Origin of the sequence: Enterobacter sp. E1 (assembly GCF_016809815.1) — a bacterium.
In the GTDB taxonomy this organism is placed as follows: domain Bacteria; phylum Pseudomonadota; class Gammaproteobacteria; order Enterobacterales; family Enterobacteriaceae; genus Enterobacter; species Enterobacter adelaidei.
The window spans coordinates 96,780-117,970 of record NZ_JAFBJM010000012.1 but is presented as its reverse complement, the minus strand read 5'-3'; the positions used below and the strand labels follow the sequence as shown (position 1 = coordinate 117,970).

The 21,191-nt window shown below is 57.4% G+C and carries 13 protein-coding genes and 1 pseudogene; 6 read left to right on the top strand and 8 right to left on the bottom strand.

The genetic code is table 11. The annotated features are described in order from the left end of the window. Window positions 1-27: 27 nt before the first annotated feature. The 3 genes from JGF26_RS20945 to JGF26_RS20935 form a co-directional block, all read right to left on the bottom strand. Window positions 28-465 (bottom strand): acetyltransferase, encoded by a 438-nt coding sequence (locus JGF26_RS20945; protein WP_134708644.1) that lies wholly within the window; start codon window positions 463-465, stop codon window positions 28-30. A gap of 354 nt (window positions 466-819) precedes the next feature. Beyond that, a complete protein-coding gene (locus JGF26_RS20940) occupies window positions 820-1,818 on the bottom strand; it encodes a class I SAM-dependent methyltransferase (RefSeq protein ID WP_134708645.1) in 999 nt (332 codons plus the stop codon). Between the two features lie 77 nt (window positions 1,819-1,895). Then, window positions 1,896-2,420: a lipocalin family protein gene (locus JGF26_RS20935; RefSeq protein ID WP_028017827.1), complete on the bottom strand. Its 525-nt coding sequence runs from the start codon at window positions 2,418-2,420 to the stop codon at window positions 1,896-1,898. Window positions 2,421-2,537: 117 nt separating this feature from the next. Between JGF26_RS20935 and JGF26_RS20930 the strand changes: the two genes are divergently transcribed. From JGF26_RS20930 to JGF26_RS20915, 4 genes are all read left to right on the top strand, one after another. Continuing rightward, window positions 2,538-3,263 carry a MerR family transcriptional regulator gene (locus JGF26_RS20930; RefSeq protein WP_028017826.1) on the top strand — a complete coding sequence of 242 codons (726 nt, stop codon included), beginning with the start codon at window positions 2,538-2,540 and terminating at the stop codon, window positions 3,261-3,263. A gap of 99 nt (window positions 3,264-3,362) precedes the next feature. Continuing rightward, the gene (uraH, locus tag JGF26_RS20925) at window positions 3,363-3,773 is read left to right on the top strand and encodes a hydroxyisourate hydrolase (RefSeq protein ID WP_028017825.1); all 411 of its coding nucleotides are present in this window, start codon (window positions 3,363-3,365) and stop codon (window positions 3,771-3,773) included. A 101-nt stretch (window positions 3,774-3,874) separates the two neighbouring features. Further along, the gene (locus JGF26_RS20920; RefSeq protein ID WP_108089309.1) at window positions 3,875-4,834 is read left to right on the top strand and encodes a DUF523 and DUF1722 domain-containing protein; all 960 of its coding nucleotides are present in this window, start codon (window positions 3,875-3,877) and stop codon (window positions 4,832-4,834) included. Between the two features lie 145 nt (window positions 4,835-4,979). Next, window positions 4,980-6,068, top strand: coding sequence for an AAA family ATPase (locus JGF26_RS20915; protein WP_134708646.1), 1,089 nt, complete (start codon window positions 4,980-4,982; stop codon window positions 6,066-6,068). 106 nt (window positions 6,069-6,174) lie between these two features. Here JGF26_RS20915 and JGF26_RS20910 read toward each other — a convergent pair whose 3' ends face one another. The 3 genes from JGF26_RS20910 to JGF26_RS20900 all read right to left on the bottom strand — a co-directional run bounded on the left by JGF26_RS20910 (window position 6,175) and on the right by JGF26_RS20900 (window position 7,423). After that, complete coding sequence (locus tag JGF26_RS20910) at window positions 6,175-6,510, bottom strand: hypothetical protein (protein WP_238934323.1); 336 nt, start codon at window positions 6,508-6,510, stop codon at window positions 6,175-6,177. 139 nt (window positions 6,511-6,649) lie between these two features. Then, a complete protein-coding gene (locus JGF26_RS20905; protein WP_134708647.1) occupies window positions 6,650-6,910 on the bottom strand; it encodes a hypothetical protein in 261 nt (86 codons plus the stop codon). 54 nt (window positions 6,911-6,964) lie between these two features. Continuing rightward, window positions 6,965-7,423 (bottom strand): hypothetical protein, encoded by a 459-nt coding sequence (locus tag JGF26_RS20900; RefSeq protein ID WP_167587220.1) that lies wholly within the window; start codon window positions 7,421-7,423, stop codon window positions 6,965-6,967. On the opposite strand from JGF26_RS20900, the gene JGF26_RS20895 reads away from it, so the two are divergent. Further along, window positions 7,422-7,769 carry a hypothetical protein gene (locus JGF26_RS20895; protein WP_167587222.1) on the top strand — a complete coding sequence of 116 codons (348 nt, stop codon included), beginning with the start codon at window positions 7,422-7,424 and terminating at the stop codon, window positions 7,767-7,769. The two genes, JGF26_RS20900 and JGF26_RS20895, sit on opposite strands and share 2 nt — an antisense overlap. After that, a pseudogene (locus tag JGF26_RS20890) lies at window positions 7,747-8,091 on the top strand (AAA family ATPase); the annotation flags it as partial. The gene JGF26_RS20895 and the pseudogene JGF26_RS20890, both read left to right, overlap by 23 nt. A gap of 201 nt (window positions 8,092-8,292) precedes the next feature. Here the strand turns inward: JGF26_RS20890 and JGF26_RS20885 are convergent. Both JGF26_RS20885 and cdiA read right to left on the bottom strand, forming a co-directional pair. Further along, window positions 8,293-8,727 carry a hypothetical protein gene (locus tag JGF26_RS20885; RefSeq protein ID WP_275296361.1) on the bottom strand — a complete coding sequence of 145 codons (435 nt, stop codon included), beginning with the start codon at window positions 8,725-8,727 and terminating at the stop codon, window positions 8,293-8,295. Continuing rightward, a complete protein-coding gene (cdiA, locus tag JGF26_RS20880) occupies window positions 8,724-21,185 on the bottom strand; it encodes a contact-dependent inhibition toxin CdiA (protein ID WP_238934322.1) in 12,462 nt (4,153 codons plus the stop codon). The genes JGF26_RS20885 and cdiA overlap by 4 nt, the downstream gene beginning before the upstream one ends. Window positions 21,186-21,191 lie beyond the last annotated feature (6 nt).

Below are 21,191 nucleotides of genomic sequence, written 5' to 3'. Positions count from 1 at the left end.
AACGTGATTTCTGCGTTAAGTGAATACTCACTTAACCAACCGCATATGCAACAGCGGAAACGGATTTCCCTGCCCGTCCAGCTCTGAGCGTCCAACCTGCTCAAACCCCATATGGCGATAAAATTCCACCCCCTGCGGGTTTTGCTCGTTCACATCCACTTCATTCACGCCAAACTCTGCAATGGCGTGTTGCAGCAGTAATTTCCCGACGCCCTTCCCCCGGCTCGCATCATCAACAAACAACATTTCAATGCGATTTTCATCGACGCCTAAAAAGCCGTGAATAACGCCTGCGTTATCTTCAGCAATAACGACCTTGAGGTTAGGTAAATAAGCGTTGAGCAATAACGGGCGCAGCGCCGCAATATCGCTTTCCTGTAAAAAGTGGTGGGTAGCGCGAACGGAAGATTCCCAGATCGCGACCAGACGTTCGAAGTGTGTGGGGAGTGCGGTTTCTATTTTCATGGGGGGATCATTATAGAGCGCGGCGATTAAATCAAGTATCCAGAAGCATGGAGGCAATAAACTGAAGACCTTAAATGAAGTAATAAACTATCGTACCTGTGAAAGTCGAAAGCGTATCAAGGAAATGATCTGGAAGTTGGTTCAGGAGACTGGGCAGCAGGTAGAGCATGAACAGCAAGAATCCCCAACAGACAGTGAGAATAAAGAAAACAGCTAATCCTTCATGGCAGTTGTTCGGGTAAACCGAACAACTGAGGAACAGTGAATATTGTAGCGAACTGTCCACCCTCACCCTAGCCCTCTCCCACCGGGAGAGGGAACCGATTGTGCGGTTTGTCCCCTCCACCGACCGTGTTAACTCCTAATCTCCATCACCGCGTACACCCCGTCCTTCGGAACCACCACGGTAACATTTTCCACCGGCACGCCCGCCGCGAGGTGGATATCCTGCAGCTGCTGTAACGACCTCGGGTGAATATCCTCCCAGCCGATACCCCGCAGCACAAAGTCAATTTGCGGGCTGCTGATCAACATGTTCGACACAATCACCGCTCCGCCAGGCTTTACCAGCCGCAGCGCGCGCTGGAGGAAAATCACCGCATCGGTATCGTTGAAGTATTCGAAAATCCCCAGTGCATCGACAAGCTCGGCCTGCTGCTCGCCCAGCTCCAGCAGTAAGTCCTCGTTACGTATCAGCGTATGGAGCAGATTGCGCCTGAGCAGCGTAAGCTGTTCGCCCACCACAATGCCTTCCTGCGCCGCCATGGTTTCGGCCCAGCTGAGCGCCACGGGGTCTTTGTCCACCAGCGTGAGAAAAACCTGCTGACCGTCGAGCTTTGCCTCGCGCAGCGCCTCAAGCACCGGAATAGCGGCCCCACTCGCCAGGCTGACCCAGTTGTTCTCACTTTCGTTATGAATGTACTTTTCCACCAGCGCAGCCAGTACTTTGGCACGGGAGCGCACGCCAACCGCATCGTTAGCGTGGATAAACCACTGGCGGCTGTCGCTGTCCATTTTTGTACCGTCAGGCAGACGGTCTTCCAGCGGGTTTTGCACCACAAACAACGCCAGCGCGGAGGGCACCAGTCGCGTTCGCCACGCGGTAAGCGCCGGCCGGTTACGAAAAGCCTGTTCGGAATAACGGTTCTGAGGGACAAGCACGGCCTGCCCGCCTTCTTCGTATTCAATCAGCGGGGGCCGGAGCGCTGGCTCGGCTTTCAGCGCCCGGTCAAGCGCAGCGATCTCACGGGCAGCATCGTCTTTCATCGGCCACTGGTCGCTGACATCGGGAAATGACGCACTGAAAATCGTCATATTTTCCGGCGCGTCGCCGCGAAAAGGCTGCCAGTTCATCTCGTTGTCTCCCGTTACGCTAATAACGAAAGTCTATCCAGGCAGACCAGTAATACCCTACGAAGAAAGCACGATCTTCACTGCTTCACCCACACCAGTTGATCAACACGAAAACCCAAACCACGCGCTGTATTCAGGTAATCCTGTTTCACAGCATCCGGGATTGTCGGGGTACGCGACAAAATCCACAGGTAATCGCGGTTCGGGCCGCTCACCAGTGCGTACTGGTACTTATCGTCCAGCTTGATCACGTTATAGCCGCCGTAGAACGGGCCGAAGAACGACACCTTCAGCGCCGCCGTGGTCGGTTCACCGGTAAAATACGCTTTGCCTTCGCTCTCATTCCACGTCTTCTTCACCGGGTCATAACCCCGGTTTAGCACGCTAATACCGTCGTCACTGCGTTTGCCGTAGGTGGCAGTCACCTGCTCCAGCCCGCGTTCAAAGCGGTTTTCCAGGCGAGCGATTTCGTACCATTTGCCGAGATAGCGGCTGGCATCAAAGCCTGAAATGGGCTGTACGCCTTTCGGCGGCGTAGGAGATTTACAGGCGACCAGTGTCAGAGCGATGGCGACACCGGTCACAACAGGCCATACCTTCATGAGAACTCCTTTCATTTGCATGGTTGGACGTTAATTGTAGTGCACCGTTTCGACGCTTCATCCCGTCCGGGAAAATTCGTAGTATATTGAGAATATTCCTCCACTCTGGACACGGGCATGGCTTACTCCATCGGCGAATTCGCCAGACTCAGCGGCATCACCGCCACCACGCTGCGGGCGTGGCAGCGTCGCTATGGTTTACTCAAGCCGCAGCGCACGGATGGCGGTCACCGCCAGTACAGCGATGAAGACGTCCAGCAGGCGCTAAAAATCCTCGACTGGGTAAAAAAAGGGGTCCCGATTGGCCAGGTCAAACCCCTGCTGGAACGCCCGACACCGGGTCGGACCAACAACTGGCAAACCCTGCAACAGAACATGCTGCAACGCCTGCAGGACGGTAAAGTCGAGTCCCTGCGCCAGATGATTTACGACGCCGGACGCGAATACCCTCGGCCAGAGCTGGTCGCGAACGTACTGCGCCCCTTGCGTAGTCAGGTCTCCGCTAACGTCGCTGCTGCCATGACCCTGCGTGAAATCCTCGATGGCATCATCATCGCCTACACCTCGTTTTGTCTCGAGGGAGATAAAAAAGCGCCTGGCGATAATATTCTGCTCAGTGGCTGGCATCTGAATGACCCGTGCGAGATCTGGCTCGAAGCCTTAACGCGCACCGGGCAAGGTCACCGGATCGACATTCTGCCCTCGCCTCCTGCCGCGCTGGCACCGGAAATATTCCCGGATCGTAAATGGCTTCTGGTCACCAGCGGTAAACTCACCGCTGCACGGAAAAAGCAGGTGGAGCAGTGGCAGCAGCAGGTATCGCTTGAAGTGATTATCCTCTGACGATTTTCTCCTGTGGGAATCTTCACGAAAAGTTGAATATTTTTTCGCACCGCAGATGCTAACGTTTTCCTGTGACGAATAACCCAACAGGAAAACACCATGAAAAAAACCGCCCCTTTGCTGATGCTGACCACCCTGGCCTTTGCTCCGGCTGTATTTAGTGCCCCTGTCGGCACGCTGAGTGTACACGTTCTTGACCAGCAAACCGGGATGCCGCCATCCGACGTTACCGTCACGCTGGAAAAACAGCAGCAGGACAAATGGACCCAGGTTGCCAGCGGTAAAACCGACCACGACGGACGTATCAAATCGCTTTATCCGCAGGATCAGGATATGCAGCCTGGCGTGTATAAAGTGACCTTCAAAACCGCAGATTACTTCCACGGCAAAAAGCTGGACTCCTTCTTCCCGGAGATCCCGGTGCTGTTTACCGTGACCCGCACCAACGAAAAACTGCACATCCCACTCCTGCTGAGCCAGTACGGTTACTCGACCTACAAGGGAAGTTAATATTCATTGATTTTAAAGGAATATAAAAAATACTTACGCTAATACTTGGACAAATTACGCATGTTGTGTAAGTTTTAAAGGGAGAATGGGAGGACCACACCATGACAAAAAAACCTGTGCTGGGTATTAGCGGATGTTTGACCGGTTCCGCCGTTCGCTTTGACGGCGGGCATAAACGTATGGGTTTTGTCATGGACGAACTGGCCCAATGGGTAAGCTTCAAGCCGGTCTGCCCTGAAATGGCGATTGGGCTGCCTACGCCACGCCCTGCCATTCGTTTAACGCTGACAGAAAGCTGTGAAACGCAGCTGCGCTTCAGCAAGCCACCTCATGACAATCTCACGCAGAAAATGGCTGACTTTACGACAGATTATCTGTCGAAAATCGGCGATCTGGCGGGGTTCATTGTCTGTGCAAAATCCCCAAGCTGCGGCATGGAACGCGTGCGGCTGTATGACGAAAACGGCAACCGGGGCCGCAAGGAGGGTGTCGGGCTGTTCACCGCCGCGCTCCTTGAAACCTGGCCGTGGCTGCCCGTGGAAGAGGATGGACGGCTGCACGACCCGGTTCTGCGGGAAAACTTTGTCGAACGTGTTTTTGCCCTGCACGAACTGAACACGCTGCGTAGAAATGGCCTCACGCGCCGCGCGCTGCTGGACTTCCACAGCCGTTACAAACTCCAGCTGCTGGCGCACCATCAGGCGGGTTACCGTGAAATCGGCCCGTTCGTTGCCTCGCTGCACGAGTGGGAAGACCTGGACGCCTTCTTCGTGGCGTACCGGGAAAAGCTGATGACCATCCTGAAAAAACCCGCTTCGCGTAAGAATCACACCAACGTGCTGATGCATATTCAGGGGTATTTTCGTAACCAGCTGAACACCCGCCAGCGAGGCGAGCTGCGCGACGTAATCCTGCACTATCGCAACGGACAGTTGCCTATTCTCGCCCCGATAACGCTGCTGAAGCATTACCTGGCCGAATACCCCGACCGGTATCTGATGACGCAAAACTACTTTGATCCCTATCCTGATGATTTGGGTCTGCGTCTGGCAGTCAAGTGATCATAAAAATGCGAAGGCCCCATTGACCCTTAGAGGCCCAAAGCAGTACCCCGTTTAGACGACATCCTCACTGTCGTCTCTTTTTTGCATTTCATCTCAAAGGCTGTGATTATATACAGGCTTATTCTGCGAAAGGGGCCTGCCTGTGATCAACACCCTGCACATTCAAAACTACCGATCCATCCGCGACATGTCGCTGGAGCTGGAGCAGCTCAATATCGTCTTCGGGCCGAACGGCACCGGAAAATCGAATATCTACAAGGCGATACACCTGATGCACAGCGCCGCGCAGGGGCAGTTTTCCCAGGCGCTGGCGAATGAAGGTGGAATTTTGAAAGTATTCTGGGCAGGCAAAACCCGCAGCGACCAGCTGCGGCGGATGAATCTGGCGGTGGAAACAGAGACCTACGAATACGAGCTGCAGGTCGGGTTTGTGGAGAAGCTGCCCTATCCCTCGCAGTTTCAGCTCGATCCGGTGATCAAAGAAGAGTCCATCTGGCTGAGCGGCCAGCACCGTCGTCCTTCGTCACAGCTGATGAAGCGTAAGAACCAGGCAGTGTTTCTGAACAACGTGCATCACGAGAAAGTGACCCACAGCGGCACGCTGTACGAGAACGAATCGGTATTCGGACAGCTCGGCGAACCGCATCTTTACCCGGAAGTTTCGCAGATGCGCGAGTCCCTGCGTAACTGGCGCTTTTATCATGAGTTTTCCGTCTCATCCGGCTCGGCGATGCGGGCTCCGCAGGTCGGTTTCCGCTCCCCGGTGCTCGCCAGCGATGGCTCAAATCTGGCCGCAGCGTTTCAGACCATTGTCGAGATTGGCGACGAATTGCTGCTGATGCGCATTCTCGACCAGGCATTTCCTGGCTGCGTATTTTACAGCGACAACACCGGCGGACGTTTCCGCATGATGATGCAGCGGGAAGGTCTGAGCAGGCCGCTGGAACCGGCGGAGTTTTCCGACGGCACCCTGCGTTTCCTGTGCCTGGCGGTGGCGCTATTAAGCCCGCGACCGCCAGCGTTTATCGCGTTGAACGAACCGGAAAACAGCCTGCACCCGCAGATGCTGCCTGCCCTGGCGAGCTTAATCGCCGAGGCCAGCCGCTATTCACAAATCTGGCTTACCAGTCACTCTCCGGAGCTGGCGAATTTGATTGAGAAGCAGCGATCATTTTCGCTGTATCAGCTGTCGATGGTGGAGGGGGAGACGAGGGTGGAGAGGCTGGGGTGACTGCACCTTACTCTGTTCGATGACCAACTTTTGGGGTACAGATCAGTAAAAAGCACTTAGGGCTTAGATATAATGAGCCCCTCGAGTTAGATGGGAACTACCAGGCTCAGATTAGATCTTCACCATTTAACAGTACAATGACATTGTCCTTACCAAGCTCATATCTAATCATATCGGCTATTTCGTCAGTCGATATTTCTAATGCTTTATTGTTTACATCAATGTAAAAATATGATTCAGGGTCTAAACCAAATTCATTAGATATTTCTTTGTCAAAAGGTCCCAGAGTTCTTGCTTTATACAAAATATAATATTGGGGGAATACCTTTGGATTACTCGATAAAAGACGGTCCAACTTAGGTTGTAACTCTGAAACTGAAAATTTAGTGTAACACCTTATACTTATTGACATATTTGCTCGCTTTATCCTAATCGCATTCATTTAACGCACTTTTCCCGCTACAACTAGCCGATTTTGGTCATTTTTTATTAAGTTGGCAGTACTTCAAAATCAAATTTTGTATGGAAGTAAAGAATGGAGGGCAAAAAACCCGCCAGCTATGGACGGGATTTCCTGGTAATTATTTAGGGAAAGTAATGGCAACTTTATACTCGTCGCAGATAAATCCCTCTTCTGCTCGATTATGCGGCGTTCTTTCTGCATTCCAATAACGCAAAGAAGGCTCCGAGTTCTCTATAATCTGACGAACATCATTTGTTAAAGGGCTTGACATATAGATAACCTGTTCAACTTTAGACCACCCATCGACAATATCGTTGATGCTATTGCCCTTACTTTTAGCTAAATCTATTGCATGATCTATATATGGAGATTTAGACATATTATTTACCTAAGTCAATCGTATCAATAAGTTTAAGGTTGGCGTTATAATCCTTTATGAAAATTGCGTTCCTCCCCCGGGACCCAATAATAGATTTTGGCTTACCGTACCCATCGGGATTTCTATATCATTCATTACTTCGTAAACACCCATTTTAGGTCTATAGCCAAACTCAGGATGCGGAGAAACCTGCAAGCTCTTAAATAATGAGTCACGACTAAGTCCTGAGTTCACTAAGGTAGACTCATTTGTATAGTATGCTGATTGACCAGGGAGGCCGCCAAATACTTTATCACCCGCTTTTAAGCCTCCCATATTCCAACCATCGGCTGTGTAGCCCCATTGCAATTGGTCAGATTTTGCTGAGTGAATTGCAAAGTTCGATGACTCGCGTGCTTGCTGACTGGCTGCAATATTACCTTTAATACGATCAGCCTGAGCAATAGCAGAGCCTGTTTCCGTCATCCCATAAACAGCACCACCAATCGCCGCAGTCGTGTGAACCGCCGTCATGGTGTCGTACAACGTTGAAGCCGGATACCGTCTGTTTTTCTTCCTCGCTCAGTTCGCTGACCTGTTTGCCAAAACCGTCAACCGCAATCTTACCAGCCAGCTCACCCACCGCTGCACCCGCTGCGGCGGACGCCGCATCTCTGCCGCCAGCGGTTTTCATCTTCTCGTTGGCCGCTTCCGTGGCCGCAATCTTGCCGTTGGTGCGCGCAATATCCGCAACCTGATTGCCGATATCGCCAATCATCTGCGCGGTTTGCAGGCGTTTCTGCTCTTTCTCTTTGTTAAAGATCGGGCCGATGCTGCCGTTGGCATGGCCGCTGCCGCTAAAGCTGCTACGTATCCTTGACCACACCTTCCCCGGCTACGCGTTTTACGGCGACAACACCGGCGGAGTTCTTCGACGGCACCCTGCGCTTTCTGTACCTGACGTGGCGCTGTTAAGCCCACGTCCACCGGCGTTTATCGCGTTGAACGAACCGGAAAACAGCCTGCACCCGCAGATGCTGCCTACCCTGGCAAGCTTAATTGCCGAGGCCAGCCGCTACTCGCAGATCTGGCTCACCAGCCACTCGCCGGAGCTGGCAAAGTTGACTGAGAAGCAGCGATCGTTTTCGCTGTATCAGCTGTCGATGGAGGAGGGGGAGACGCGGGTGGAGAGGCTGGGGTAGCTTAACCCCAAAACTAAAATGGCCGCCAGAATTTTCAATCTGTTATCAATTTTCGGTCTGCCGAGTCTTCTGGTCGACAATTTTTACCTCAGCGTACCCTCTTCAACCGAGAGGGATAATATGGTTAATTTTACCAATCAACTAAAATTGTCACAAAATAACTTATTCCTCAGAAAAAAGTTCTATACTCATGAGAAGAAATTATCTCATAAGCGTCACTCTGCATAATTTATCATATTTATTGAACTGCAGATGCATTGCATAACTCTTTTCCTCATATTTTATCCAGCGATTCATATAACCAAGAAGCGCATCTTCCGCCCCCCCCCCTAAAGATGAAGGCACTCCAAAATGATGAATAACCTCAGACTCAGAACAACCATAAGACAATGGTAAATCACCTTTATATTCTGAAAATCCTTCATCAGCCTCAATGTAAAAACTAATTTGGTCCACCATCCCATTATCCAATAAAAATAATATACCTGAACCGATGAATGAATAATATTCTCTATCACCTAAAATACTTTCATCACGTTTAGGTAATTCATTAAATTCTTGAGAAAGATGGATGAATCTTTCATCCATCTTCTGGCAGCCTAACATTTCGACAAAATCATTCCACATCAACATCACTTAATCACTCCAGTCTGACGATTTCTATCAATAATCTGTTTTATTGCGTCATCAACCTGCTTGGGATCATATCCACGCTCTATCATGTTACCTCTCAGCGCATCTGTATCCCTACATATCGCACCACAAAGATCAAGTGCATCTTGTTGAACTTGTTCTGGTGTATTCTTTCCACCATAAGTAGGCCCCGCTCGATGAACATCTTTAGGCACTTCTACAGCAGTGGCATTTTGATATAAAGTATTTTCTTCTTTTGGCGTCAGTTTTCTGCCTAACTCATTTTCCTTTGCTTTTCTTAATGCTGCAAAAGATGGAATATGATCATGTTCTAATCCATCCCCAACCACGGCCCCTTTCTTGAGGACTTTGAGTGAGTCAACATCAAGTGCCTTAACGATCTGAATTTCAGTGCTGGCTTTGTTGAGAAGCTTAGATGCGGTTTCAAGATCACCCGCTTTTAGCGCCTTTTCGGCACCCTTGATGGCTTTACCAGCAACATCGCCTGCACCCGGTATAATCCCGATGGTAGCGGCAAGATAATCAAGCGCACTGTGTGCTTCCGCAAAACTTTTGATATCCCCGACTACCGGCACAAAATCTGAACCCGTCGACAAAATATCTTTCAGTTCTGCCTGACGCTGAGTGTACATTTTCACCGAGCACGCTTCTGCGCTCATCCCTACGCAGTTTTCTTTCTTATAGCGTTCGTTTTCAGCTTCGACGCGCTCTTTTGCAACCTGCTGAGGTGTCTTATTCTGAGATACCGCGTCCAGTACATCACTCAGCGTGTTATTCTCAACCGTCGTCTTGCCCGCCTGAGCCGCCGCTACCGCATTCGCGCTGCTGTCTCCGACAAGCCCGCCAGCCAGGCCAGAAGCCAGTGTCGCCAGCGCAGATACCGTCTGTTTATCTTCCTCGCTCAGTTCGCTGACCGGTTTGCCAAAACCGTCAACCGCAATCTTACCGGCCAGCTTGTCTACCGCAATTTTACCGACAAGCTCGCCCACCGCCGCACCCGCTGCGGCGGACGCCGCATCTCTGCCGGAAGCCGCTGCAAGCGCGGCGTTGACAACCGCATGGGCCAGCACACGTCCCTTAAGGTCCGTATCCGGAATGGCATTTGCGATGGCATTGGCAATATACGGCGCGGAAGCGCCCGCAATCGCGGCTTTAATGTCTCCGCCTGCCAGCGCCTGAACCGCTGCCGTTGCTGCCGTGATGGCCCGCTGGGTGCTCTGCCCCGTACCCATACCAGACTGGTTAAACGCTTCGTTATAAAAGGTCTGGTACATCTGGTCATGAATCGCCTGATCGGTAACCTCTTTACCGTCTTTTTTCAGCTGGCTGATGGCGGCGTTACGCGCATCGCCGCCAGCGGTTTTCATCTTCTCGTTGGCCGCTTCCGTGGCCGCAATCTTGCCGTTGGTGCGCGCAATATCCGCAACCTGATTGCCGATATCGCCAATCATCTGCGCGGTTTGCAGGCGTTTCTGCTCTTTCTCTTTGTTAAAGATCGGGCCGATGCTGCCGTTGGCATGGTCAGTGTCACGGCTGAGCGTGCTGACGTCCTGCTTCTGGTTAGCCTGGTCGCGAACAATGATAGCACCATCGGCTACCGCTGACTGCGTGGTCCCTTCAGCATGGCCGCTGCCGCCCATTCCTGCCAGCATTGTGCTGGCCATGTTGCTAACCAGATTACCCGCAACCCCGCCGCCAGTACTGAAGCCCACACCCTGATGCTCAACCTTATACTCCGCCTTATTGTTGAGGTCCGTAAAGCCCAGCGTGCCGGTCTCAAGGCGGTTTTTGTCTGCATCAGCACGGCTGGCAATCACCGCACCGTCCAGCTGCGTATGGTTGCCAACGTTAATATCAAAGCCGCCTTTGCCTGCGAAGATCCCGGTCTGCTCCTGCACCGAGTCGTAGTTGCTCTTCATCTTATCGCGGCTGACGCTAAAGCTGCCGCTACCGCCGCCCGCTCCCCAGGTGTAGCTTGCACCCGCATTCATGCTCTGCTGTTTGCTGTTGTATTTGTCGCTATCCTGCAGGCTGCTGAGGGTCAGGTCGCGCCCGACATCCGCCGTGACCTTATCGCCGTTGACCTGCGCGCCTTTAAGCACCGTATCGCGGCCGCTGGTCAGGCTGACGTTCTGTCCGGCATCCAGCGTCGTTTCGTTCCAGGAGGTTCCATTGCCTTTTTCGCTGCCTCTGGCGGCGTTTACGCTGGCAGAGACGGTGATACCCGCGCCATTCGGACCGGCGGTAATACCGATCCCGATTGAGCCACCCTTGCTGGAGTTACTGCCCGTCAGTTTGTTCGTGTCGGCTGCACTCTTCAGGTTGATGTCCTGAGCCGCATTGAGCGTCAGATCCTTGCCAGCCTTCAGCTGACTGCCCGCCACGGTTATATCACCGCTGTTGGCAGCATTGCCCTGACCTGTCGCCGTGATGGCGAGGTTACCCCCGGCATTCAGCGTGCTGCCGGTCGTTTTGTCCTGCTCCGAGTGTGAGGTGGATTTAGAGGACTGTCCGCCAATGGAGGCCATCACGCCAAACGCGCCATTGTTGGTGGGATCGCTGCCGTTAGCCGCTTCAGCGAGACGGTTGGCCTGCACGGCCTGGACACCCGATAGCGCCGCTTTGGTCGCCTGCAGTGCGGCGAGACGACCATCGCTCTGGTCTTTCACCGCCATTGCCGTGCTGGCCGCAGTATTCACCGCGTCACCCACCGCGCCGGAGAGGGCAATCGTCAGGCCACTGCTTTTCTGCCTGAAGGTTTGATCGCTGGTGAGCCTGTCGTGGCCCGGCTCGATCGTCACGCTGTCGCCGGTGAGCGCCATATTTTTGCCAGCCACCAGATCCGCGCCGCCGACATGCAGCTGATTACCGGCGGCGATATCTACGCTCCCCCCCGTCGAGCCCACTGTACTAAAGCTCTGGCTCTGGGTGGTGCCCTTCTCACGGAGATCCTGGGTGCTTTTACTGCTGCCGATGGTAAAACCAATCCCGCCCGAGCCCATCAGGCCGGATTTTTTCTCTTCCTTAAAGCGCCAGGAGGTGTCGCTGTTCGTGGCTGCCACGATATCGACGTTGTTGCCCGCCTTAAGCTTCACGTCGCCATCGCCCGCCACGGCGGAACCGAACACCTGCAGGTTATTGCCCGCCACCACCTGCACGTTGTCGCCGCTCAGCAATGAGCCGGATTCACGCGTCGCGCTGTTCTCCTCGATAGTGTGGGTGGTTTTCTTGCTCAGGAACCCTTTTTTGGTTTTGGTCTGCTCTTTGTAGTGATAATCGCTTTCGGTTGCGGTATTGAGACTGACGTCGCGGCCTGCCGCCACGCCGATATCGCCCTTCGCCGTCACCTGCGCGGCTTCGGTGGTGACATCGCGTCCGGCGAGGATTTGAGTATTCGCCCCGCTGGCGATCTCGGTTCCCTGCTGGCGTACCGATTCGTTGATGACGGTTTTCTTGCCTGACTTATAGCTGTCGCCTTGCGTGGTCTCTTCCGCCGCCAGATTCACGTCGCGACCCGCCTGCAGCCCTACACTTTTCTCCGCCGCCAGCGCGGCGGCCTGAGCGTTGATATCCTGCCCGGCCTTCAGCACCAGGTTATCGCCTGCGGAAATCGTGGTGCGGTCGAGCCCGGTGCTGTGGGACTCGCTTTTCCCTTTTCGGCTGCTTTCGCTGGTCTGTGCCGCGTTCAGATTGAGATCGTTGCCCGCGCTCAGCCCCACGCTGCCGCCCGCCTTCAGGTCGCTGGCGGTCACGTCAAGATTGTGCCCGGCATTCACCAGCAGGTTGCCGCCCGCGGTGACGTTACTTCCCTGATACGTGACGGACGAACGGCTGGTTTTCGCCCGGCTGGAGCTGAATGCGTCGTTGATCTGATTCGCGTTGACGGCAATATCGCCCCACGCGTTCAGCAGCATATCGCCGCCGGAGGACAGGTTCGCCCCGGTAACGGTGATGTTTTTCCCCGCCTCAAGCGACAGGCCATCCTGCGCGGTAATGGACGCAGTGTTGCCCAGCAGGGTGTCTTTCAGGCCGATCTTGCCGTACTTCCCTCCGGCGTTGATATCAATCTGCTCAACCTGGGTCAGGTTGTTGATGCTGCCGTCCAGGCTCTCCAGCGCGACCGTTTTGCCGCTGATGGTGGAACTGATGTTATTGATATCGCCAATGGCGCTCAGGTTCAGGTCGCCGCCCGCTTTCATCAGGCCGTTGTTGAGGTTGCTGATGCTGTTCTGGCTGTCGAGCGTCAGGCTGTTTTTCGCCAGCAGCGAGCTGCCGCTGTTGGTGATGTCGCCGCCCTTCAGGGTAACGTTGTTACCCGCGATCACGCTGCCGTTATTGACGGTGACGTCCTTCGGCGACAGGTAGAGTTTCGGCACCATCACGGTTTCGCCGTTGACGGTGGCTTTCTCCCACCACAGCAGGCTGTGATCGAGTGCGGCAATCTGATCGGCGGTCAGCGAGACGCCAAACTGCAGGCCCAGCGACTGCTGCGCCGCGGCGGCGTTGTCCATCAGATAGCGCATCTGATCCAGATCGGAGCCGATGCCGTTCAGGTAGCGGTTACCGGTCTGGTTGAGCACCACGTTGGAGACATAGCGGGTATCGAACGCCGCATCACCGAGGAAACGGTAATCGTAATCCGGGTTCAGGTTGAGGCGGCCGAGCATGTAAGACGAGCCGAGGAACTGCTTCTCATCGGTAAACGCCAGCCGCGTCTCCTGCGGCGCCGTGGACGACGGTTTGACCCCGAGCATCGCATTCAGGTCGGCAAACAGGGCGGGATCAAGCTGTCCGAGACCGTTCAGTTTCGGGTTGATGCCGATCAGGTACGGGCTTTTCGGGTTATCGGAGAAGACGAAATAGCCGTTGTTGCCCGACGGCAGCGGGTAAGCGCTGGTATCGACGCGCTGACCCTGATAATGCCCGACGGCACCGCCCTGAGCAGTTCGTAGATCGGCGGTGGTGACCCCGGCATTCGCCAGTGCGCCCAGCTGGCCGAGGTTCGCGTTGCCTTTCTGCTTGGTGCCAATGTTGCTGAGAGGCGTGCCGGACGCGCCGCCGTTTTCCAGCACGCCGCCGCCGTTAAGCTGCTGCAGCGCACCCTGGAGCTGATCGTTCCACTGCGGCGAGTTCACCGCCACGGTGCCGGTATTGCTCAGCCCCTGTTTTTGTACGCCGCTGCCGACACTCTGGTTGCTGAGGGTGTTCAGCGACGGGGTGGAGATGACGTTGCTAACGCCGCCCGCGTTCGCAGTGGTATTGGTGTTGCTGATGTTACTGGTGAAGTTTGCTGTGACGTTACCGCCCGCCTGGATGACGGCGCGGTATGCAGCTCCATCAGTAGTAAATTCCGTCTTATGTTCACCTAACCGATAAGGAACATAACTGCGGTATTTTAATTCATCTTCATCCCACCAATACCATTTATTATTACTAAGCTTCTCCAATGGTTGCCAATAATCACTACCACAATCCTGGTAGAACCATTCACAACGATAATTTGCCTCAACATATTCAACTTTACGCCCACCTTCTGCGGAAAGGTTATTTAAAGTTGAACCGGAGAGTGCTATATCCCGTCCTGCAAGGATATTGCTAGCTTTGTTTTCCATTGAGCCAGCATTAATATTAATATCGCGCCCAGCGGCAATGCGAGCCGCACCCCCGTTAGCTGAAACCTGAACGACGGAATCACTAAGAATAAATCGTCTGGTATCTTCGCCAGACAGACGATATTCGATTACATCACGACAGTGTTCATTCATTGCTCCCGTGCAATTTTGCCATGAATGATAAACAACCTGCTCTCCATTGTTCTTCCATTCCTCCAGGCTAATTTCAAAATCCGGCTTATCTTTCACATAATAAACACGGCTCAGATACTTAGACGTGTCGGGTAAAGCATTCGAGTATTTATTTTCATAGCTACTGATATTCAGTCCATCACGTTCATTCAGCAAATGCCCCGTTCTGATCCCAATATCACCATTCTGCGTCTCAATATTCCCCGACGTATTCACCACCTGGCTGTTGGCATTCCCCGCCGCATCCCGCTGCATCCACAGGTTGTTCCCCGCCATGATGTCGCCGCGCTGGTTGGTGATGCTGTCGGCAAACAGCGCCAGGTTATTCGCCGCGTACAGCAGCGCGGTGTTGACGATGGAACCCGGCGCGCTCAGGGTCAGCGAGCCGCGCGTGCCGGTGAAGCCGTCCACGGTAATATTGCTCCGGCTGGCAACGGTGATGTCACCTCCGCCCTGCACCGAACCCGCGGCGTTCAGCGCCACGCTGCTGCCGGAGAGCGTACTCGAGCTGCCGCCGGTGGTGATTTGTCCGTTGTTGCTGAGCTGCCCGCCCGCGTTCAGGTTCACCGCCTGCCCCTGCAGCACGCTGCGGTTATCGATGTCGCCGCCGCTGTTGATGGTCAGGGTTCTGCCTGCCGCCACGGCGGTTCGGCTGGTAAACGCGTTCGTCAGCTGCAGCGTTAAGTCCCCCAGGGACACCAGCTGGCCGGTAAGGTCCAGCCCCCGGCTCTGCAGCCACAGGTTGCCGCCGCTCAGCAGTTTGCCGCCCGCACTCTGGGTTACCTGGTCCGCGCCAATATTCAGCTGCGTGTTGCCGAGCAGCGTGCCGCTGTTGTTCAGCTGGCTGTAGTTAACCGTCAGCTGTCCCGCCTGGGTGGTGCCCTGGCTGGCGAAGTTGGTGCCGGTCAGGGTGGCGCGATCGGCCACCCACGTGCCGCCGTTGGTGGCGTTTGCCGCATTCAGGATCAGGTCGGTGGCCTGCAGCCAGCCGGTGCCGGTGAACTGCGGCGTGCCGAGCGTCAGGCGCGCACCGGAGAGGAGCCTGCCGTCGTTACGCGCCTGGGAGGAGGCGGTCACGCGCGTCTCGCCGCCGCCCTGGATCAGGCCGTAGTTAAACAGCGTGGGCGTGGTCAGCGTCAGCGCATCGCGGCTGACGATTTCGCCCCCGCTATTGTTGGTCAGCGTCCCGCTTAGGGCCAGCGTCGCGCCGTTATCGCCCTGCAGACGTCCGCTGTTGGTGAGCGCCCCGGTGGTGATGCCGAGCGTGCCCCCCTGCATTTTGCCGTCGCTGGTGACGGAGGCCGCCGTGACGTTCAGCGCCCCGCCGGACAGCAGGGTGCCGCCAGACTGCTGGCTGACTGCGCCGGTCTGGCTGAGGGTCAGGCCATTCACGCCGCTGATGGCGCCGCTGTTGCTGAGCGTGCCGCCTGTCAGCGTCAGGTTTTTCGCCGCCCACTGCCCCTGGTTCGCCAGCGTTGCGGCCTGCAGCGTTGCCGCACCCAGCGCGGTGATCCTGCTGCCTGCGGTCCCGGTGAGCGTGTCTGCCAGCGTCATCTGCAGCGCGTCGGCGCTCTGCACCGCGCCGCTGTTGGTGAGCGACCGGGCGTTAAGCAGGATGTTCTGTGCCTGCCAGCTGCCGGCGTTGGTCACTGCCCCGGACGCAATCGTCAGAGTACCCTGGGTGAGAAGCTTACCGCCTGCGTCGTTGATCAGCTCCTGCTGCGGCGCGGCCATCGCCATGCGCGCCATCAGCCGCTGCTGCCCCTGAACGGTCAGGCTCTGCAGACCGGTTAAGGTGCCCTGGTTGTTAATGCTGCTCTGACGCAGCGCGAGGGTGTTCCCCTGCACGGTGCCGCTGTTTTTAAGCGTGCTGCCGCCGAGCGTCACATCGCCCTCGCTGAGGAGCTGCCCGCGGTTATCCAGCGTCTGTGCGGTGATATCCGCCCTGCCCTGGCTCATCAGCGAGCCGGTTGAGGTCAGCGTGCCGCCGGTCGTGGCCGTCAGCGTTCCCTGGCTGAGCAGAGACCCGCCGTGCGTCCAGTCGCTGGCGCTGATGTCCGCGCCGTTCCCCTGCAGCGTGCCCTGCGTGGTCAGCTGGCCTGCATCCAGCGTCAGCATGCCGCCGGAGAGGGTGCGCGAGGTCGCGCCCGTGGTCAGCGTGGTGCCGGTGAGCGCCAGACCGTTCGTTCCCTGCATCAGCCCGCCGTTGTTCATATCGCGGGCAGTGAGGGACAGCGTACCGCCCGTGATGCGCCCCGGGTTCGCCAGGGTGTCCGCGGTGAAGGTGGTCGTGCCGCCGCTCTGCAGCAGCCCGGTATTGGTTAACGCCCCACTGAGCGTGCCGCTGAGTCCCGTCTGCCCGTTTACCGTGCCGCTGTTGGTGAGGGCGGTGCCGGTCATGCCCAACGTGGCGCCCTGCAGCGTACCGGCGTTCGTCAGCTGTCCGCCGGTCAGCGTGAAGCCGCCGCCGGAGAGCCATTTACCGTTCAGCTCGTTGATAAAGCGGTCGGCGGTGACGTTAACCGCGTTGCTGCCCTGCATCAGGCCGCTGTTGCGCAGCTCAGTACCGCCTGCTGTCAGCGTTTTGCCCGCCACCGTGCCGCTGCTGGTCAGCGTCGTTGCGTTAAGTGCAGCATCTTCGGTGGCAACGATGTTCCCCGTATTGGTCAGGGCCTTGCTCAGGCCCAAATCCAGGCTCTGCGCCTGAATATCGCCCCGGTTCGTCAGGTCGCTGCCCCGCAGGGTGAACCCGCCGTTCACCAGCAGCAGACCAGCGTTATCGAGCGTGTCGAGGGATAAATCCAGAGGGCTGCCGCTCACCAGTTGCCCGGTGGCGCCGTTGCTCAGCGCGCGGGTGGTCAGCGCCAGCGTGTCGTTGCCCTGAAGAATCCCGGTGTTGTTCAGCTGCGCAGCCTTCACCGTGAGGGCTTTCCCGGCCAGCTGGCCGTCGTTGAACAGCTGCGCCGCCGTCAGCGTAAACAGGTTCTGGCTGAGCAGTGCGCCTGTGTTATCCAGCCTGCCGGTCGTGGAAAGGGTCAGGCCGTCCAGCGTCTGAACGCTGCCCTGGTTATTCAGGCTCCCTGCCTCAAGCGTCGCGCTACGCGCCTGAAGGCTGCCCGCGTTGCTGAGGGTTTGTCCGCTCAGGGTCAGGGTTTCGCCACCCGTCACCTGCCCCTGAGCCTGGTTCGCGAAGGTGTTCCCGGACCAGGCCAGCGTGCTGCTGCCCTGAAGCAGGCCGCTGTTCTGCAGGTCACCCCGCAGGGTCAGTACTTTCGCCAGCAGCTGGCCCCGGTTATCGGTTCTGTCGGCCTGGACGTCCAGCGCCTGCTGGCTGAGCACCTTACCGCTGTTGGTCAGCGTGCCGGTCACCGCCGCCGTCACGCCCGTTTCCCCCAGCGCGTTACCTGTATTAATCCACTCGCCGGTAGCGAGGTTCAGGGTGTTGCCCTGCAGCAGCCCGGCGTTGTTCAGGGTGGTGTGGTGCAGGTCGAGCGCGCCGCCGGAGAGTAGCATGCCCCCCTGCTGGTTGCTGAGCTGTGCCCCGGTCGCCGTCAGGGAATGTGTCCCCTGCAGCGTGCCGCCGTTGGTCACCGACGCGCTGTTAAACTGCGCGTTGGTACCGGCCATCAGCCCGCTGTTCGTCAGGCTGGCGGCGGTCAGCGTCAGGCCGTCCCGGGCAATCACCCGCCCGTCGGCATCGTTGCTGGCCTGGCGGGTCAGGTTCAGCAGCAGCGCGGTGGCGCTGAGCTCGCCGCTGTTGCCAAGCGTTTCACCGCCGAGCGTCAGCGTTCCGCTGCTGCGCAGCGCGCCACGGTTAGTGAGGTCTGTTACGCCGAGCGTCAGCGCCAAGTCCCCCTCGACGGTGCCCTGGTTCTGCAGGCTGTCCGCCGTGATGTGCAGGTCGCTGGCCGCAATATTGCCCGCATTAGTAAACGCAGTGCCGTTCAGGGTGAGCCGGTCGTCCGCCAGCAGGCGTCCGGTATCGGTGTTGGTCAGGCTGAGGTAGTCGCTGCTCAGGCTGACGCCGTTGATTTCGCCCTGGTTTGTCAGCGTGTCGCCCCGGAGGCGCAGCGCGCCGTCGGTGGTGATAAGCCCGCTGTTAGCCAGCGTTGGGACGTTCAGCGTTAAATCCTGCGTGCTGTAGACCGATCCGCCCGCGAGGTTTGTGAGTAACCCGGTCTTCAGGCCGAGCAGGGTGGTCCCCTGCAGCAGCCCGCTGTTCTCCACCGCCGCACCGTCCAGCGCCAGCGTACCGGCAACCAGCGTACCGCTGTTGGTGATGCGTTCAGGAGCCGTCAGGGTCATGCGGTCCGCTTTTGCGACGCCGGACTGGAGGATGTTCTGTCCGCTGAGCGCGATGGCGCTGGCGGTAAGCTCTCCGCCGCTGTTCAGGTCGCCGGTCGCGTTAAAACTCAGCGCGTTACCGGTGGATTTCCCGGTATGCGCAATCGCGCCCGCCGTCACCGACAGGGCGCCCTTCGCCGCCTGCGTGCCGTTCAGCGCGGCATTCTGCGCCTGCAGAGTGAGCCCCTGCCCGCTCTGCAGATGCGCATCCTGGCCAGTGGTCAGGTCGCCGGTACTGACGGTGACTGCCCCCGCCGCGTCCGTCTGCCCGTTCAGGCTGGCGCTGCGGGTCGCGGTAATCTGTACGTTACCCTGGCTGGTGGTATGGGACGCCTGACCGCTGGTCAGAGTACCGGCCTGCGCCGTCAGCGCCGTCGCGCCGGAAAGGGTGCCATTCTGTTCAAGCGCGTCTGCCGTCACGCTCATCGCGCCGTCAGCCAGCAGGCTGCCGCCGTTACGCAGGGTCTGCTGCACCGTGACGTTTGCATTGCCTTTCGCGCTCAGCGTGCCCCGCTGCTCCAGGGTTCCGGCGCTTAACGCCAGGTTGCCGACACTCTGCAAGGTGCCGCTATTGGTAACCGTCTGCCCCTTCAGGGTGACGTCATTACCCTGCACCGTGCCGCCGTTTGTCAGCTCTCCTGCGTTCACGTCAAGGTGGCCTTTCGCCGCCAGCTGGCCGCTGTTGGACACACTGTTGCCGGAGAGCGCAATGTCGCGCCCTGCATTCACCTGCCCCTGGCTACTGACGGTGCTGCCCGTCAGGCGGACATCGCCCGTGGCATCGGCCCGGCTCTGGCCGTCCATCACCAGCTGTCCGCCGCTCAGGGCCAGATTATCTCCTGCCGAGACCGCACTGGCCGTGGATGTCAGCGTACCGCCGCTGCTGAGCGTCGCGCGGGTATCGCTACCGCTGCGGGTATTCGTCAGCGCGATATCCTTCCCGGCCGCCACGCTGAGCGCGCCTTTGCTGGTGACGCTGCCGCCGCGCTGCGTCAGGCTGCCGTCGGTGGACAGCGTGGTGTCGGCCTGACCCGTCAGCGTCGCATCCGAAAGCGCCATTCCCTGATTGCTCGTGACGGTTAGCGCCCCGCCCTGTGCCGACACGCCGCCGCCGTTGACGATCAGGGTATCTTTACTGTCCAGCGTCGCCGCGCTGCGGGAGACCAGGGAGGTATTGCTGAGCGTCATCCCCTGCCCGCTGCTCACCGACAGCGCGCCCGCGCTGTTTGTCCCGCCGCCCGTCGTCTGCACTTTCCCCGCAGCGGAAAGGCGCATATCGCCCTGGCTGGCGAGCGTGCTGTTATTGAGTTCCACATCCTGCGAGCTGGTTACATTCAGCGCGCCCCCGGCCTGATGGCTGCCGTTGAGGACCACTCCCGCGCCATTCGCGGTAATCGAGCCGCTGGCCAGGCTGTTGGTGACCGTCAGTTTCCCGCCCGCGTCCAGCTGAATATCGCCCTGGCGCGCGGTGAGGTTGCCGAGGTTCACCCCCACGCCCGTCTCGCTGGAGACCAGGCGGATACGGTTGGCATACATCCCGCCGAGCGCGCCGGTATCCACGGCCACCACGGGCGCGGCGCCCTCACCGGCAATCGGTTTGACGCTGCCGTCTGCGCCCACGCGGTTCGCCCCTGCCGTTACCGTCAGGTCGTTCGCATGTATCGCGGCGTTCACTTCCGTCGCGCGCGCAATCAGCGTCAGCGCGTCACTTTTACTGGCATCCAGCCCCTGGCCTTCAACCGTGATGGCGCCTTTCGTCACCTCCAGCGCCTGCAGGTTACCGCTGGCGTCGAACTGCGGTTTCCCCGTGGTCAGGGTGACGTTCGGGGTGTTGATAAATCCGCACCCGTTACAGGTGATGCCGTACGGGTTGGCCACCATGACGTTTGCCGCCTTGCCGGCGACTTCCGTATAGCCCTGCAGTTGGGAGCGGTTTGCCCCCGTGACTTCGTTGATGATGCCTTTCGCTTCCCGCCCGGCCTGCAGGTTGGGGTTGTTCTGGATAAGCCCGCCGAGTTGGGTCTGGGTTAAACGGTCCGTGCCGTTGTTGAGGATAAGCCCCTCTTTGCCGACGTTATACTCACCGAACTGGTTATGCGAAATACCCGCCCCGTTCGGCGTAGCAATGTTGACGACCGGCACCCCGTTCCCCGCCCGATCGACCGTGGTTTGCCCGGTCGGCGTAAGCGCCGCCGCGACGGCAGGTGCCATCGGCTGCCAGACCATCAGGCCGCAGACAATCCAGCTGATCAGACGCTGCGAGAAACGAACGGGTGGGTGACGGGTATCCATAGTCGT